The organism is Micromonospora sp. NPDC047644 (assembly GCF_040704315.1).
Taxonomy (GTDB): Bacteria; Actinomycetota; Actinomycetes; order Mycobacteriales; family Micromonosporaceae; genus Micromonospora.
On record NZ_JBEYSY010000010.1, the window covers coordinates 153,901 to 170,419 of the forward strand.

The 16,519-nt window shown below is 69.4% G+C and carries 15 protein-coding genes; 9 read left to right on the forward strand and 6 right to left on the reverse strand.

Features of this window, described 5'->3' with window-relative positions:
* Positions 1-16: 16 nt before the first annotated feature.
* Positions 17-529, reverse strand: coding sequence for a hypothetical protein (locus tag AB0877_RS18230; protein WP_366610041.1), 513 nt, complete (start codon positions 527-529; stop codon positions 17-19).
* A gap of 143 nt (positions 530-672) precedes the next feature.
* Here AB0877_RS18230 and AB0877_RS18235 point away from each other — a divergent pair, with 143 nt between their 5' ends.
* Entirely contained in the window at positions 673-1,152 is a 480-nt protein-coding gene (locus tag AB0877_RS18235) for a methylated-DNA--[protein]-cysteine S-methyltransferase (RefSeq protein ID WP_366610273.1), read from the forward strand.
* Positions 1,153-1,354: 202 nt separating this feature from the next.
* Complete coding sequence (locus AB0877_RS18240) at positions 1,355-1,561, forward strand: ribbon-helix-helix protein, CopG family (RefSeq protein WP_366610042.1); 207 nt, start codon at positions 1,355-1,357, stop codon at positions 1,559-1,561.
* A 445-nt stretch (positions 1,562-2,006) separates the two neighbouring features.
* On the opposite strand, the gene AB0877_RS18245 is transcribed toward AB0877_RS18240, so the two are convergent.
* Both AB0877_RS18245 and AB0877_RS18250 read right to left on the reverse strand, forming a co-directional pair.
* Positions 2,007-3,086, reverse strand: a complete 1,080-nt coding sequence (locus AB0877_RS18245) for an inositol-3-phosphate synthase (RefSeq protein WP_091396616.1) — start codon at positions 3,084-3,086, stop codon at positions 2,007-2,009.
* Positions 3,087-3,109: 23 nt separating this feature from the next.
* Positions 3,110-3,748: a PadR family transcriptional regulator gene (locus AB0877_RS18250; protein ID WP_030331823.1), complete on the reverse strand. Its 639-nt coding sequence runs from the start codon at positions 3,746-3,748 to the stop codon at positions 3,110-3,112.
* 175 nt (positions 3,749-3,923) lie between these two features.
* Here AB0877_RS18250 and AB0877_RS18255 point away from each other — a divergent pair, with 175 nt between their 5' ends.
* The 3 genes from AB0877_RS18255 to AB0877_RS18265 all read left to right on the forward strand — a co-directional run bounded on the left by AB0877_RS18255 (position 3,924) and on the right by AB0877_RS18265 (position 9,151).
* Entirely contained in the window at positions 3,924-4,373 is a 450-nt protein-coding gene (locus AB0877_RS18255) for a DUF5318 domain-containing protein (RefSeq protein WP_366610045.1), read from the forward strand.
* 197 nt (positions 4,374-4,570) lie between these two features.
* Positions 4,571-7,522: a transglycosylase domain-containing protein gene (locus AB0877_RS18260; RefSeq protein ID WP_366610047.1), complete on the forward strand. Its 2,952-nt coding sequence runs from the start codon at positions 4,571-4,573 to the stop codon at positions 7,520-7,522.
* A 126-nt stretch (positions 7,523-7,648) separates the two neighbouring features.
* Positions 7,649-9,151, forward strand: coding sequence for a glycosyltransferase 87 family protein (locus AB0877_RS18265; protein WP_366610048.1), 1,503 nt, complete (start codon positions 7,649-7,651; stop codon positions 9,149-9,151).
* 37 nt (positions 9,152-9,188) lie between these two features.
* On the opposite strand, the gene AB0877_RS18270 is transcribed toward AB0877_RS18265, so the two are convergent.
* Together AB0877_RS18270 and AB0877_RS18275 are read right to left on the reverse strand one after the other, a co-directional pair.
* Entirely contained in the window at positions 9,189-11,549 is a 2,361-nt protein-coding gene (locus AB0877_RS18270) for a hypothetical protein (protein ID WP_366610050.1), read from the reverse strand.
* Positions 11,546-12,337: a deoxyribonuclease IV gene (locus AB0877_RS18275; protein WP_366610052.1), complete on the reverse strand. Its 792-nt coding sequence runs from the start codon at positions 12,335-12,337 to the stop codon at positions 11,546-11,548. The genes AB0877_RS18270 and AB0877_RS18275 overlap by 4 nt, the downstream gene beginning before the upstream one ends.
* A 628-nt stretch (positions 12,338-12,965) precedes the next feature.
* On the opposite strand from AB0877_RS18275, the gene rpsF reads away from it, so the two are divergent.
* The 4 genes from rpsF to rplI all read left to right on the forward strand — a co-directional run bounded on the left by rpsF (position 12,966) and on the right by rplI (position 14,613).
* Entirely contained in the window at positions 12,966-13,256 is a 291-nt protein-coding gene (rpsF, locus tag AB0877_RS18280) for a 30S ribosomal protein S6 (RefSeq protein ID WP_036391391.1), read from the forward strand.
* An 81-nt stretch (positions 13,257-13,337) separates the two neighbouring features.
* Positions 13,338-13,871: a single-stranded DNA-binding protein gene (locus AB0877_RS18285; RefSeq protein WP_030331808.1), complete on the forward strand. Its 534-nt coding sequence runs from the start codon at positions 13,338-13,340 to the stop codon at positions 13,869-13,871.
* Entirely contained in the window at positions 13,871-14,152 is a 282-nt protein-coding gene (gene rpsR, locus AB0877_RS18290) for a 30S ribosomal protein S18 (RefSeq protein ID WP_051723758.1), read from the forward strand. Before AB0877_RS18285 ends, rpsR begins: the two co-directional genes overlap by 1 nt.
* 14 nt (positions 14,153-14,166) lie before the next feature.
* A complete protein-coding gene (rplI, locus tag AB0877_RS18295; protein WP_145778354.1) occupies positions 14,167-14,613 on the forward strand; it encodes a 50S ribosomal protein L9 in 447 nt (148 codons plus the stop codon).
* A 116-nt stretch (positions 14,614-14,729) separates the two neighbouring features.
* Here the strand turns inward: rplI and AB0877_RS18300 are convergent, their stop codons facing one another.
* Positions 14,730-16,283, reverse strand: coding sequence for a hypothetical protein (locus AB0877_RS18300; protein WP_366610053.1), 1,554 nt, complete (start codon positions 16,281-16,283; stop codon positions 14,730-14,732).
* Positions 16,284-16,519: the final 236 nt, after the last annotated feature.

The window sequence follows — 16,519 nt, forward strand, 5'->3', positions numbered from 1 at the left end:
TCTGTGAGGGGGGAGATCAGTAGGTCTCTACGTGCACGCTGGTCTCGCTGAGCGCCTGTACGACGAAGACCTGGGCGCCGATCGGGATCGGCTGGTCCGCACGGGCGCTGAGCTTGACCGGTTGGCCGGCGAGGCGGATGCGGACCTCGCCGTACCCGTTGGCCGGCACCGGGGTGACGACCAGGCCGAGCGCGCCGACCAGGTCGTCGCGGGTGGGGGTGGGGTCGGTGCGCATGTTCCGCGCCGCCCGACTCAGCCGGGACGCCAACCAGCCGGTGGGCACGGCCGCGAACACACCCCCGGCCACCGCCCCGACGACCATGCCAGGTGTACGCGCACCGAGCAGCTCGTTGACGATGGCCGCGCCGAACCCGAAAGCCCCGGCGAAGCCGGCGACCGTCTCGACCGAGATCGGGCCGTCCACGTCGGCGTGCCCGAAGTGGAGCAGCTCGGTGCCGAGCAGGGCGAGCGCGAGCACACCGATGCCCGCCCCGCCGATGATCAGAAAGATGAGCGTCCCCGTTGCCACGACCTTGACGGTATCGACGCCGCGCAACGCCGAATGGCCTGACAGGGCGCGAAGATGATCTACCGATGCGGGTCGGGGGTGGCGCTCGGCTCGACGCCGGAGGCCGGGCCGGCGCGATGGTCCGCGTCGGGGAGAATAGGTGGATGCGCTGGGCCGTGCTCGACTCACCGATCGGTGAGTTCTCCGTCGCGACCGACGGCACGAGCGTCCGCGGTGCCCACTTCGGCCGGCTCGAGGCGGCCACCGACGAGCCCCCTGACGCGCTGTCCCGGCAGGCCGTCGACGAGTTGCGGGCGTACTTCACCGGTGAGCTGACCGCGTTCACCGTTCCGGTTGCGGTGCCGCGCGGCTCCGACTTCGAGCGCGCCGTGTGGCGGGAGATGACGCGGATCCCGTACGGGGAGACGCTGACGTACGGCGAGGTGGCGCGCCTGGTCGGCGATCCTGGGGCGGCGCGGGCGGTGGGGGTTGCCTGCAACCGCAATCCGATCCCGGTGATCGTGCCGTGTCACCGGATCGTCGGGGCGGGCGGCAAGCTGGTCGGCTTCGGTGGGGGCCTGCCTCGCAAGGTCACGTTGCTGGAGTTGGAGGCCGGGGTCTCACTGCGACGCGCCTGGTCCTGACCATCGACCGTTGCCGTACGCCTGGCCGACGCGCCGGAGATGAACACGTGACGATCGCTACACATTTCGAGGCATGTGCCTCCGTGCCTCGGTCTCCGCACCGACGTTGGTCGAAATGCGAACGTGCTGGCCGCAGAGATGGAGGCAAGGGATGGTGTCGAGCCTGGTTGACGTACCCCCGGAAGAGCTATACAAAAACGGTATGGCCTTCACCCTGACGCTCAAGCCCGAGGTCGAGCAGCGCCTTCGGGAGCTGGCCGAGGCGGAACACCGCTCGATGCACAAGACCGTCGAGGTGGCGATCCAGGAATACCTTGAGCGTCAGGAGCGCAACGAGTGGACCCGCCAGGCCGCCCGGCGGGTGGAGGAGCGCAATGCTGAGTTCTACGAGATGCTGGGTGACCGGTGAGGCAGTCTTGGCCGGATGCTGAAGATCTCCTGCTTCTGTTGGCCCAGTCCACCGGTCCACAGACGGTCGTGCGGGACGGTGGCATCCTTTTCGCGGCTGCTGCCCGACCACATGCACAGCTGCTAAGCGGCCAGGTCTATCCGACCTCACTTGACCAGGCTGCCGCTCTGCTCCACGGAATCATGCTATGGCGACCGCTCGATCTATGGAACGCAGGGTTGGCGTGGAGGGCTGCGGACGTTCGATTCGAGCGGGCGGGGCTGATCTTGAACATGCCGGCCAAGGAGCGGATGGCGCTCACCGACGCGTTGGTCAGTGGCGAGGTCGACTCGGTTGAGGAGCTGGCGTTACGGCTGTCGCCGTACCTGGAGATGTCGAGCTGAACGCGGCGAAGGGCCGGGTCCGTGCGGACCCGGCCCTTCGGCGTGCTTGATGATTCAGCGCGTCAGCGCGTGACCTCACCGGCGATGAACTCCTCGACGGCCTGGTGGGCGTCGTGGTCGGCGTACTGCACCGGCGGGGACTTCATGAAGTACGACGAGGCCGACAGGATCGGGCCGCCGATTTTCCGGTCCAGGGCGATCTTCGCGGCCCGGACCGCGTCGATGATGACGCCGGCCGAGTTCGGAGAGTCCCACACCTCGAGCTTGAGCTCGGCGTTGAGCGGGGTGTCACCGAACGAGCGGCCCTCCAGGCGGATGTACGCCCACTTGCGGTCGTCCAGCCACGGCACGTGGTCCGACGGGCCGATGTGCACGTCGCTCTTGCTCATCTCGTGCGGGATCTGCGAGGTGACCGACTGGGTCTTCGAGATCTTCTTCGAGACCAGCCGCTTGCGCTCCAGCATGTTCATGAAGTCCATGTTGCCGCCGAAGTTGAGCTGGTACGTGCGCAGCAGTTCGACGCCGCGGTCCTCGAAGAGCTTCGCGAGGGCACGGTGCACGATGGTGGCGCCGACCTGGCTCTTGATGTCGTCACCGACGATCGGCAGGCCCGCGTCCTCGAACTTCTTGGCCCACTCGGGGTCGGAGGCGATGAAGACCGGCAGGGCGTTGACGAACGCGCAGCCGGCGTCGATCGCGGCCTGGGCGTAGAACTTGGCGGCCTGCTCGGAGCCGACCGGCAGGTAGCAGACGACGACGTCGACCTGCGCGTCGCGCAGCGCCTGCGCCACGTCGACGGGGGTGGCGTCCGACTCCTCGACGATCTCGCGGTAGTACTGGCCCAGACCGTCGAAGGTCGGACCGCGCTGCACGCTGACGCCGGTCGGCGGCACGTCGCAGAGCTTGATGGTGTTGTTCTCGCTGGCGACGATCGCCTCCGCGAGGTCCATGCCCACCTTCTTGGCGTCCACGTCGAATGCCGCGACGAACTCCACCGCGTTGACGTGGTAGTCGCCGAAGGCGACGTGCATGAGACCCGGGACGCGGTCGTTCGGGTTGGCGTTCCGGTAGTACTCGACGCCCTGAACCAGGGACGAGGCGCAGTTACCCACACCGACGATGGCGACGCGGACGGAGCCCATAGCGTCTGCCTCCTTCTTTTCTGTCACGGCCGCTCATTCCTGGTCTCTCCAGGCGGAGGCGGGCTGTTGTCTTCTCGTCGGCCGCCGGCTGTCCCGATGTTCGGGACTGTCGGGGCTCGGCCGGAGCGCTCGTTGGCGATGAGCTCCTCCAGCCAGCGGACCTCGCGCTCACAGGCATCAAGGCCGTGGCGCTGCAGTTCCAGCGTGTAAGCGTCGAGGCGCTCGGCTGCCCGGCCCAGCACGTCACGAAGCCCTTCGCGACGCTCCTCGATCTTGCGGCGGCGACCCTCCAGAATGCGTAGTCGGGTCGCCTGGTCGGTCCGGGCGAAGAACGCGAAGTGCACCCCGAAGCCCGTGTCGTCGTACGTCTCGGGTCCGGCCTGTGCGATCAGTTGGGCGAAGCGTTCCTTGCCTTCCGCGGTGATTTTGTAGACCACCCGACCTCGTCGGCTGGTCAGCGCGGGAACCTCCTCGGCAGTGGCGGGCGTCTCAGCAGCTTCGGTGATCCATCCCGCCGCCTGCAGCCTGCGTAGCGTGGGATAGAGCGAGCCATAGCTGATCGCCGCCCGGATCGCGCCGAGTTTGGCGGTCAGCTCCTTGCGCAGCTCGTAGCCGTGCATCGGAGACTCCTGCAGGAGGCCGAGGATGGCGAACTCGAGCACTGGCCACCCTCTCTTTACCCTCCGGCGTGGAGTGGTAACCGCCGCGATGTATCGGACCGATACATCGCACGTTAGCGGGTCGCGTGGGCCAGGGCAAACCCCCGTTCCGAGATGTCGTCGTCACGGATTGTGAGCGTGGTCGCCTGGTCGGGTCGGACCGCGTACCCTTCTCCGCATGCGTACGCAGCGCCAGGTCGTCGACTACTCGCTTCAGAAGCGAGCAGTGCTGCGTGAGCTCCTGGCCGGCCGGGTCGGCACCTACGACGTCTGCGACGCGTCCCCGTACCTGAAGAACGCCGCTCGGTTCCACGGAGAGCCGACCGATCGGCGCTGCCCGATCTGCCGCAGCGAAAACCTGACGCTGGTCCACTACATTTACGGTGACGAGCTCAGGCAGTCCGCCGGCCAGGCTCGGACACTTGCCGAGTTGCCCGTGCTGGCGATGACGCTGCGTGAGTTCCAGGTCTTCGTCGTGGAGGTGTGCCTCGGTTGTGACTGGAACCATCTCGTCGAGCAGTACCTGCTCGGCCGGGACGGTCTGACCGGCGACAGCGACGGCACGAGTGAGCAGGACGCGGCGGGCGCCGAGGGCGCCGGTCGGCGGAGGCGAGAGGCGCAACGGTGATCTCAGCGGGTTGGACCGGCCCCGGGACGGCAGACGAAACCCGGGACCACCAACCGCATGTTGGTCCGATTGGCCCGATTGATACGGCAATGACCCCGGTCGGCCGGCACCCCCGTGCCAGCACCCCGGGTGAAGCAACTCACGGCAACCCGGTGGCGGCGCAGCCGCGCCCCACCGCGACCGGCAGGGTGTGAGGAATGAACTCGTACGGCGATCCCAGTTCTGCGCGCGGCCGGACCCAGCACTCGGGTCCAGACGGTGACCCCGGGCCGGGCGCGGACGACGCGTACCGCCGAACCGGCGGTGATTCCGGCGGGAGCGGCTGGTCAGCCTCGGACCGAGGCGCGGCAACCCCGGGCCGGGCCTCGGTGACGCCGCGAGCTGCCGGCGGTCGCGCCACGGTCGGCGGCTCCGCCTCGGTGCCGCCGCGTGGCAGCGCGGCCGCCGGGTCCGCGTCAGTGGGTTCGGCAGCGACCGGTCGCGCCGGGCGGGCCTCGGTGCCGGTGTCGCCGGCACCGGGTGCGGCGGCTGGCCGCGCCGGCGCCGGTCGGGCCTCGGTGCCCGTCTCCCCGGCACCGGGCGCACCCGCAGGTCGGGCCGCGGTCGGTGCCGCCTCCGTCGGTGCCGCCTCGGTCGGCACCGCCTCCGCGGGCCGGGCCAGCGTCGGGTCCGCCTCGGTCGGTGGTCGCGCGGCGGTGGCTCGGGCGAGCGTCTCACCGGTCTCCGGCGGGCCGGGCGGCCCTGGGGGTCCCGGTGGGCCGGGCGGCCCCGGTGGTCCCGGTCGGGGCGGCCGTGGCCCGGGTGACTCGGGCGCCGCGGCGCGGGCGAAGAAGCGCAAGCGGATGAACCTGCTGATTGCCGGGTTCGCCGTCTTCGTCATGCTCGCCGGCATCGGCGTGGTCGGGTTCACCTACTACTCGACGAACGTGGTGCTTCCGGATGAGATCACTCCGCCGCAGGCGACCACCCTGTACGCCTTCGACAACAAGACGATCATCGCGAAGGTCGGCGACCAGAACCGGACCCTGGTCACCATCGACCAGATTCCGGACTACGTGCAGAAGGCGGTGGCCGCGGCCGAGGATCGGAACTTCTACCGACACTCGGGTGTGGACTACAAGGGCATCGCCCGGGCCGGCTGGAACAACCTCTCCGGCGGCGACAAGCAGGGTGCCTCCACCATCACCCAGCAGTACGCGCGCAACGCCTACGACAATCTGAAGGACGACACGTACGCCCGGAAGGTGAAGGAGGCGATCTTCGCCTCCAAGCTCAACGACGAGTACACGAAGCCGCAGATCATGCAGCACTACCTCAACGTGATCTACTTCGGCCGGGGCGCCTACGGCATCGAGGCCGCAGCGCAGACCTACTTCGGCAAGTCGGTGGGCAAGCTCAATCCGGCCGAGGGCGCCGTCCTCGCGGCTCTGATCAAGCAGCCAGAACCCAGCTCCACCCACCAGGGGTACGACCCGGCCATCAACCCGACCGCGGCACAGGATCGCTGGAACTACGTGATCGACGGCATGGTCAAGGAGGGCTGGCTGGGTGTGCCCGGCATGGAGCCGCGTCCTGCCGAATACCCGCTGAAGGCCATCAAGGCCCCGAAGAAGGGCGGCATCGGCGTCGACTTCGGCGTCGACACCCCGTACGGCAACGTCATCAACTACGTCCGGCAGGAAATGCGGGACAGGGGCATCTGTGTCGAGAAGGACACGGAGGTGACAGATGCCAAGCCGTCCTGCTCCCAGGCGCTGATGTCCGGCGGTTACCGGATCCGCACCACGATGGACAAGAAGATCCAAGAGGCGGCGGTCGAGACGGCCCAGCGCAAGTCCAAGGGCTCCGAGGTGGCCGGTCAGCCCAGCAACATCATGGCCGCGGTGGTGGCGATCGACCCCACCAACGGTCGGGTGGTCGCCTACTACGGCGGTGACAACGGCACCGGTACCGACTACGCCGGCAAGAACACCGACTCCAGCGGCGCGATCAGCGGCGGTCACTCGCCCGGTTCAAGCTTCAAGATCTATACCCTGGCGGCCGCGCTCAAGGAGAAGAAGTCGCTCGAGTCCCGGTGGAAGGGCAAGGCCTTCAAGCCGACCGGCACCTTCAAGGTCAGCAATGCCGGCACCGACAACCCCTCCTGTGGCAACTCCTGCACCCTCAAGGTGTCCACGCTCAAGTCCCTGAACGTGCCGTTCTACTACGTCACGGAGGAGATCGGCGCGGACAAGGTCATCGACATGGCCAAGCAGGCCGGCGTCACCACAATGTGGCGTACCGACACCAACCCGGCCAAGGCCTACGACCTGACCAAGACCAACCCGAAGGACGTCACGCCGGAGCCGTTCTTCAACGTCGTCGGCTACGGCCAGTATCCGATCACGGTGCTGGACCACGCCAACGGCGTAGCCACCTTCGCCAACGGGGGCGTCTACAACAAGGCGCACTTCCTCTACTCGGTGGAGAAGCAGAACCCGAACACCGGTAAGTGGGACAAGATCTACAGCGAGAAGCTCGACTCGAAGCGGAGAATCGACAAGGGCGTCGTGGACGACGTGACGTCCGTGCTGAAGGACTACCCGGCCGCTGTCAACCACCGTCTCGACGATGGTCGCAAGGCAGCCTCCAAGACCGGCACCTGGGAACTCAAGGGTGGCAGCGAGGACAATGGCGACGCCTGGATGATCGGCTACACGCCTCAGTTGGCCACCGCGGTGTGGGTGGGCAACGTGGGGAACCGCAAGCCCCTCATCCTCAAGGACGGCGGCAGGGTCAGTGGTGGAAACCTCCCCGGTGAGATCTGGGAGCGGTTCATGAACGAGGCGCTGAAGGGCAAACCGAAGGTCGACTTCCCGCCGGCCCAGAACATCGGCGATCCGGATTCCGGCAACGGTGAGGCCCCGCCGCCCCCGCCGCCGCCGCCCAACCCGGGGGGTCAGCCCGGCCAGGGACAACCCTGTAACCCGCTGATCGACATCCTCTGCAACCCCGGCGGCAACAACCCCGGCGGCGGTGGCAACCCCGGAGGCAATCCTGGCGGGAACCCTGGTGGCAACCCCGGCGGCAATCCGGGCGGCAACCCCGGCGGCAATCCGGGTGGCGGCGGCGGCGGGCTGTTGCCCGGCCTGCCACCCAACCGGGACTGACCCGCACCAGCACACGACGCCGCCGCCGGCCGGACGACACGTTCCGGCCGGCGGCGGCGTTTTCGTACCCGGAACTCCACGCCGGGATGGGACGGGCACCCCTCTCGTACGGCAGGATGCCTCTTCATGAGCACCCAGTCGACGCCCGGCATCGACGACGCCGGAACCACCGATCACCCGTCCCGCTCCGACGGGTTCGTCCGCGGCGTCTCCGGCGTCATCGGCGGGCCACTCGGCGACCACGCGACAGCGCTGAACCGGCCGGCCGGTCGGGAGCATCGCTTCTGGACGGCCGCGCGGATCGTGTTGGCGCTGGTGTGCCTCACGCTCGCGCTGCACTGGGTGCAGAAGTCGCCCTGCCAGAACGGCGCCTGGCAGAACAACGTCCAGTACACCCGGTTCTGCTACACCGACGTCCTCGCCCTCTACTACGCCGAAGGGCTCAACGAGGGCAAGGTGCCCTACCGCGACCACCCGGTCGAGTACCCGGTGCTGACCGGTTACTTCATGGGGGCGCTGGGCCTGCCGGTACACGCCATCGGTGACGGCGACCCGAGCATCAACCAGGGCCAGTGGTTCTACAACCTCAACGCGCTGGTGCTGGGCGCACTCGCGGTGGCCACGGTGGCGGTGATCCTGTCGTTGCGCCGACGACGACCCTGGGATGCGGCGATGTTCGCACTCGCCCCGGCTCTGGTGCTCACCGCCACCGTCAACTGGGACCTGCTCGCCATCGGGCTGGCAGCCTTCGGCCTGCTGGCCTGGGCCCGAAAACGACCGGCAATAGCCGGCGTGCTGCTCGGGTTGGCCGGCGCGGCGAAGCTCTGGCCGCTGTTCCTGCTCGGGCCGATCCTCATCCTGGCGCTACGCGCCGACCGGGTTCGGGCCGCGCTCATCGCCATCGGGACGGCTGTCGCGGCGGTGGTCCTGGTGAACCTGCCGGCTGCCCGCGCGTACCCGGAGAACTGGGACCGGTTCTTCGAGCTGAACACCACCCGGCCCATCGACTGGGGCACGCTCTGGTACATCGGGCGCTACCTGGACGGCAAGGTCGGCAACGACCCCGCCAACCTCGGCCCGTTCGAGTGGCTCAACGCCAACATCCCGACCCTCAACACCGTCTCGTACGCGCTGTTCGGGCTGGCCTGCCTCGGCATCGCCGTGCTGGCGCTGCGGGCACCGCGCCGACCCCGGCTGGGTCAGCTCGCCTTCCTGGTGGTCGCCGCGTTCCTGATCTTCAGCAAGGTCTGGTCGCAGCAGTTCGTGCTCTGGCTGCTCCCGCTGGTGGTGCTCGCCCGGCCTAAGTGGGGCGCGTTCCTGGCCTGGCAGATCGCCGAGGTCTGCTACTTCGTCGCCTTCTACGGGGAACTGCTCGGCGCGGCAACCAGCAAGCCCGTCTTCCCGGAGGGGGTGTTCGTGCTGGCCTCGACGTTGCGACTGGTAACCGTCGTGGTGCTCTGCGTCTTCGTGGTCAAGGAGATCCTGCACCCGGAGCGGGACGCGGTGCGGTCCACCTACCCGGACGACCCGGACGGCGGCGTTCTCGACGGCGCCCCGGACGCCCCCTGGACAGACCGCTGGCGACGCCCCGCGAGAAGCGAACCCTCCGCGGAATTGATCACCACCTGAGCCGGGCGGGCTTCCCCGAAAACCCGCCCTGTAAGGCTCACAGGCGATAGACGACGGCCTCCCCGACCTCCTGCCGGCTGATCCCGAGCGACTCGACCGGCGCGTCGATGGTGATTTCCCACGGTGTGCCAGCCACCTGGCCGCGCAGCAGGACCACGGTGCGGACGCCGAGCGTACGCAGGTAGTCGACGCTGGTCTGGTCCGGGAACGACTGGCTCACCCGGCGGACGTCGTCGAGCTGGCGCGGTGTGAAGCCGCTACCACCGTTGACCACGTCGGGGAACCTGCTGGTCGACCAGAGCATCACGTGCTGGTCCAGGCTCTGACTGCTGGGCAGCACCAGCAGCGGACCCTCCGCCGAACGCATCGCCGCCGGCTGGGTCGGCACCACCGGGTGCGGGGTGGTGTTCAGGCCCTCGACGGTGACCAGCAGCAACGGCAGCAGGGTGGCCGTCCGCAGCCACGGCCCCGGCCACGACGGAATCCGCTGCGCGGTCAACTCGCGGACCCGGTCGGTGAGCGCGGTGACCGCGCCCGCCGCGAGCAGGCCGAGCAACAACGTGGTCCAGAGCATCAACCGCCCGGGGGTACGCAGCGCGCTCCAGCCTGGCAGGTGCTCGAAGAGGGGAACGTAGGTGAAGGTGCCGTCGAAGAAACGGGTGCCCATCGCGAAGACCATCGTCAGCAGCACCCCGGCGAGCAGCAGCAGTCGGTGCCGCAACCGCCAGACCGAGAAGAACAACCCGCCCGCGGCGAGCGCGTAGAGCACGAAGCCCGGCAGCAGGGTCATCTCCGGGTGCCACGGCAGCGCTTCCCGGGCCCCCTCGTGCAGCCCACCCCAGATCCGCGACTCCCCGGGCGCTGTCACGAAGCCCGACGCCGGCGGTGAGAAGAGGCTGATGTCGCCGATGGTGCGCTCGGCGTACGGGTGCAGCTCGGTCACCTTGAAGAACGGGAACGCCATCAGCAGACCGACGCCGGCGAACAACACCCCGCCGAGCACGTCGGCGGCGAACAGTCGGCGACCGAACGGAACGGCCTGCCCGGTGCGCAGCCGCCGCGCGAAGAAGAAAACGGCAGTGACCAGCACCGCGCCGGCCAGGAAGTACGCGAACGGCAGCCCGATGCCGAAGCCGAGGCTGAGTTGCCAGGCCGCCACCAGCCAACCCGCGTAGACCCAACCGTCGTGCCGGCGCTCCGGCCGGTAGCCGTGTCGCAGCGACCACCCGTGCCCGCGCGCCAACATCGCCAGCGCCAGCGGGATGCCCCCGTTGGAGAGCACGTGCAGGTGCCCGGCCTGGGCCAGCAGCCACGGCGCGTAGGTGTAGCTCACGCCCGCGACGGCCGCACCGATCCGGCCGGCTCCGAGCTGTCGGGCCAGCGCGTACGCCCCGAGCGTGGCGAGCGCGTGCGCCAGCACGAACATGATGTTGTAGCGCAGCACGGCGTCCTCGGGACCGCTGCCGAGCATCCCGGCGGGGGCGTACCCGAGCAGGGTGTCGGAGAACGCGAAGCTCCACAGCTCGGGGAAGAACGTGTTGCTCTGCCACAGCCGCGCCGGCTCGGCCAGCAGGATGTGCCCGGACCAGGCCATTTGCCAGGCTTGCAGGCTCGGGTCCCAGTAGTCCTGCGGAAGGGTGTAGCGCGGATAGCGCAGCGTCGGCCAGGTCATCAACACGGCCAGTGCCAACGCGCCGAGGGCGGCCAGGGTCCACTCGTGGATCAGGAACCGCCCGACCGCCCGGCCTGCCCGAGTGAAGATGGAGGGCCGTGGCTCCGGTGCGGAGGCGAAAGCCTCCCAACGCTCCGGGCCGACCGGCTTCGCCTCGCTGCCAGCCAGGTCCGTAGCGTCGGCCTTCGCGTCCTTGGCCGGGTCGCTGCCCTTGACCGCTTTGGCGTCCTTGACCGCGTCGGCGTCCTCGCCCGCTTTGGCGTCCTTGGTCGTGCCGCTGTCCTTGGCAGCGCCATGCACCGTGCCGCTGCTCCGGGATGCGTCGGTGTCCGTGGCGGTGCTGTCGCTGGCTGCGGTGCCGCTCTGCCCAGCGTCCTTTTTGGTCGCCGCGTCCTGCTTGGCTGGGTCGTCCTGCTTGGCTGGGTCGTTCCGCTTGGTGGCGTCGTCCTGCTTGGCTGATTTGCCCTGCTTGTCGGTGGGCCGGGCCGCGTCCTTGTCGGCGGCACCGCTCGTCGCGCGGTCTGCCCCGGCGTCGCCGTTGCGGGTGGCTCCGGTCGCTTCACCGCCGACGGTTGCGGACTGGTCCGCGGTGGTCCCGGCGGGGACCTTGTCGGAGGTGCGAGCCGGCTGGGTGGGGGTCCCGGCCGCGGCGGCGGGTTGACTGTCGGCAGCCGCGCCGGTGGGGGTGGGCCGGGCGTTGCCGGTCCCGGGCTGTCCGCTCGTCATGCCGCCGGGCTCTCCGCTCCGAGCTGCTCACGCAGAAAGACGATGTCGGCGGCCTGGCCGGTCACGCCGCCCGGTGTCTCGACGACCACCGGCGCGCCGGCCGCCCGGATCACCGCGACCACCAGCTCCGGGTCGATCGTCCCGCCGCTTAAGTTGTCGTGTCGGTCCTGGCCGGAGTTGAACGCGCCCTTGGAGTTGTTGGCGTGCACCAGGTCGATCCGCCCGGTGATCGCCTTGACCCGGTCGACCAGGCCGAGCAGCTCCTCGCCGCCCGCGTACGCGTGGCAGGTGTCCAGGCAGAAGCCGACCTCGTAGTCACCGATGGCGTCCCAGAGTCGGGCGAGCGCGTCCAGCCGTCGGGCGCAGGCGTTGTCGCCGCCGGCGGTGTTCTCGATCAGGACCGGCACGCCGAAACCGCCGGAGTCCGCCGCGTACGCGAAGGTCTTGCGCCAGTTGTCGAAGCCGACGGCCAGGTCGTCGCCGGCGTTCACGTGCCCACCGTGGACGATCAGGCCCTTGGCGCCGATGGCGGTGGCCGCGTTGGCGTGCCCGAGCAGCAGCTTGCGGCTCGGGATCCGGATGCGGTTGTTGAGTGTGGCCACGTTGATGACGTACGGCGCGTGCACATAGAGGTCGACCTCGGCGGCGCGCAGCCGATCGGCATCTTCGCGAGGCTTGGGGGCCTTCCAACCCTGTGGGTCGGCGAGGAAGAACTGCACGGTCTCGGCGGACCGGGCGGCCGCCTCCGCCAGCGGGTCGGTCGAGTCGACGTGGGCTCCGATACGCATGCGAGCGAGCCTACGTCGCGCCTCCGACCGGCGGGGCGACGGTCGGGGCGGTGTCGCGTCACCGGAGGGACCGACGATCGTTGATGGATGTGAGCCGGCGATCAGCGTCCCGGTGCCGCCGGCGGCGCGAGCGCCGCACACGGCGACCGGCGGTCAACGGCTGACAGCGAGGTCACCCCCGCGGCGCGGCCCGGCGCAGCGGGGGCGACCCACCGCACAACGGGTACCGAGCGACCACGAATCTCGGAATATTGGGCTTTTCCCCCCTACAAGGTACGAGTGCTGTTGTATCGTCAGATAACAACATGATAAAGCTCCGCGGGGCGTCTTCGGTCCAACCTCATCGGTGTGGTCGTTCCTCCCCAGGTCCCACCCAAGGAATGCGGACCGGACGCCCCGCGGCCTCGTAGACGGGGGTTCACCACTGACCGGTCGACGGTCGGACGGTGAGCCCCCGTCGGCACGTCCGGGTCCGGACCCGACCACCCCGGGCATGATCGTTCGGACCGGGTATCCTGGTCAGGTTGTCCGCGTCCGGCCGGGTTCCCTCGGCGCGTGCGGGCAGCGACACAAGACCTCCTGCCACGGAAGGACCGTGGCCGCTTAGCCCACAGGAGGTGAGCACGTCTTGCGTCACTACGAACTGATGGTCATCCTCGACTCCAGCCTCGAGGAGCGCACCGTCGCACCGTCGCTCGACACGTACCTGAACGTGATTCGGACCGCGGGTGGCTCGGTTGAGAAGACCGACGTGTGGGGCCGCCGGCGCCTCGCGTACGAGATCAACAAAAAGGCCGAGGGCATCTACGCCGTCATCGACCTGCAGGCCACGCCTGCTGCGGTGGCCGAGCTGGACCGTCAGCTCCGGCTCAACGAGTCCGTGCTGCGCACCAAGGTCATCCGACCGGAAATGCGCTAAGCCTTCCAACCCCCGGTTCGTCCGGATCAGCCTCCGCGACTCTGTCGGAGGGCTCTGAGAGCCTGTACGACGAGACGCTGAGTGCGCGAGGAGATGGTCATGGCAGGAGACACCACCATCACGGTCATCGGCAATCTGACCGATGACCCCGAGTTGCGGTTCACCCCCTCCGGGGCTGCGGTCGCCAAGTTCCGAGTCGCTTCGACGCCCCGTTTCATGGACAAGGCGTCGAACGAGTGGAAGGACGGCGAGCCGCTGTTCCTCGCATGCACCGTGTGGCGGCAGGCCGCCGAGCACGTCGCCGAGTCGCTGCAGCGTGGCGCCCGGGTGATCGTGTCGGGCCGGCTGCGTCAGCGGTCGTACGAGACCCGCGAGGGTGAGAAGCGCACAGTCATCGAGCTTGAGGTCGACGAGATCGGCCCGTCGCTGCGCTACGCCACGGCAAAGGTGCAGAAGATGTCCCGCTCCGGCGGCGGTGGCGGCGGCTTCGGTGGCGGCGGTGGTGGCAACCAGGGCGGCGGCGGAGGCAACTTCGACGACCCCTGGGCTTCGGCCGCTCCCTCTCCCGCGCGTGCCGGTTCGGGCGCCAATTTTGACGAGGAGCCACCGTTCTAATGGCGCCTAGCGCTCGCGATCGCAAACCAGGAGCACGTGCAACGGCCAAGGCTGCGGCACTGCGCAAGCCGAAGAAGAAGGTGAACCCGCTCGACAAGGACGGGATCGCCTACATCGATTACAAGGACACCGCTCTGCTGCGCAAGTTCATCTCCGATCGCGGCAAGATCCGCGCTCGTCGGGTGACCGGCGTGACCTCGCAGCAGCAGAGGCAGATCGCCCGTGCGGTCAAGAACGCCCGTGAGATGGCGCTCCTGCCGTACACGGCCACCACCCGCTGAGAGGAGGCACCGATATGAAGATCATCCTGACTCAGGAAGTGTCCGGCCTCGGTGCCCCGGGCGACATCGTCGAGGTCAAGAACGGCTACGGCCGTAACTACCTGCTGCCGCAGGGCTTCGCGATCGCCTGGACCAAGGGCGCGGAAAAGCAGGTCACGGTTATCAAGCGGGCCCGCGGGGCCCGCGAGATCCGCGACCTCGACCACGCCAACGAGGTCAAGGCTCAGCTCGAGGGTCTCAAGGTCAACCTGAAGGTCCGCGCCGGCGACGGCGGACGGCTCTTCGGCTCGGTCACCCCGGCCGAGATCGTCGACGCCGTCAAGACGGCCAGCGGCCCGGTCCTCGACCGGCGTCGGCTGGAGGTGCCCGGTCACATCAAGTCGACCGGCACCTACCCGGTGAAGATCAAGCTGCACCCCGAGGTGACCGCGTCGTTCAACCTGAACGTCGTTCAGGGCTGACGTCCCGCAACACCACCACGAGAGCCCGCACCGAGCAATCGGCGCGGGCTCTCGTGCGTACGTCGTCCACCCGGCAACCCGGGCCACGGCTGGGCGTGGGCCCGACCCGCCGGCGGTCACCCGATCGGCTGGCCCGTCACCGCACTGATCAACACCGTGGAGAGGCCGCCGCCCACCACCGCGGCGGCCACCGCGATGGTCGCCGAGCGCCATGTCGTACCCACCCGCCGCAGCAGCGCCGCCACCACCAGGCTGCTCACCAGGGCCAGACCGAAGCGCGGTGAACCGGCCAGGAGTGACTCCAGCGCGCGAGAGCGAGCGGACTCACACCCGCCCCCGCTGATGTCGGTCACACAACCAGCCGGCGCCTGGCTGTCCAACGTCAACAGCCAAACGAAGATCAGCATCGCCGGCACCAGGTAACAGGCCGCCGTATACAGCAGAGGCCGGACCGACCCACCCGGATCCGGGTCGAGCAGGTCGTCCTCCAGTCGCCGCGCCCAGGCACCCGTGGCCGCCGACTCGACCCGCCGACGTACCGACGCCGTGCCCACCGCCGGACGGTCCGCCCTACGCCGGGGCGTACCCGGAAGCGGCGCGCCCGTACGCGGCGCAGGCGCACTGCGCGGCCGTGGGGCGGTGTATCCCACCACCGGAGACCGGGGCGCCGACGTCGTCGGATCCATCCAACGCGGATCGTCATCAGCCAACCGGGTGCCGGACCAGAACCCGTCCTCCCGGCTCGGCCACCCCTCGGCAGCCGCCGGGCGATCAGAACGCGGCGCCAGCGTACGGTCCCACTGGTCGTCCTCGATCGCGGACCGCTCCCACTGGCCGGTGCGGTCCGACCGTTCCCAGCCACCGACGCTCTCCACCGCCGACCACTGCCCGCTCAGGTCCCCGCTGTCCGCGCCGGCCGCCGGCGGCCACGCGTGCACGCCAGAGGCATCCCACGGGTCCACCGCGGGCGGGTACGACGGATCCGGCTCCGCCACCTGCTCCGAACCGCGGACCCACGGGTCGGCCGCCGGACGGGTCCAGGACTCTTCGGCGGCACGACGGCTACGCCGGGTGGGGCGGCTCGGCTCCTGGGCCGGGACCTGCTGGCTCGGGGGGGATTCCGGCTCCCCGCCCGACCAGACGACCTGCGGACGGCCAACCGGCGCGCGGCGGGGACGCCGTTCCGAGACGGCACCGGAGACCGGTTCGTCCTCCCCGGCGTCGGCCCGTCGGCGGCCGGAATACCCTTGGTCCTGCGGACGGTCGAGCGTCCACTCGCGGGTGTGGTCGGAGTCTGGCGCCGGGCCGATCGCGGCCTGCTCCCGTCGACGCGGCTCGCTGCTCCGCCGCCGGCCACCGGACGACTCGGCGGACCGTCGGCCCGCCCCGGAGATCGGCCGCTCGGGCTCGTCCTCGTCGTCGTCCGGCGCCGCGTGCCGACCACCGCCGTCCGCGTGCCGAACCCCCGACTCCAGCGCCCACCGGGGCAGGTAGGCGTCGACAGGCTCGTCCTGGCCGCGTTCCAACGCACGCCGCCGGCTGGAGGTGCGGTAGCGGCCGTCCTCGTCGTACGGATCAACCGGAACAGACGCCGCGCGCTCACTCCACGAGGCGGTTGGCTGGCGCTCGCGCGGGCTGCCATCGCCGCGTCCCCAGTCCCGGTAATTCACGGCCGGAGTGTGACCCTTCTGAACCGAAAGCGGAATCCGCTGTCCAGGTGTAGCCGTTCGCTGGAGATAGTACGGGACGATCGTGTCACAGGCCCGACCGAAATATTCTCCTCCACAGGCTGGGGAGCGCGTACTCGCAGGTCAACGGCTTATGGCCGAGAATTCCCCAATGGTTATCCACAGGCTGTGCACACGCTGCGCACATGCTGTCCACCGGGATCCACAGGTTGTCCCGA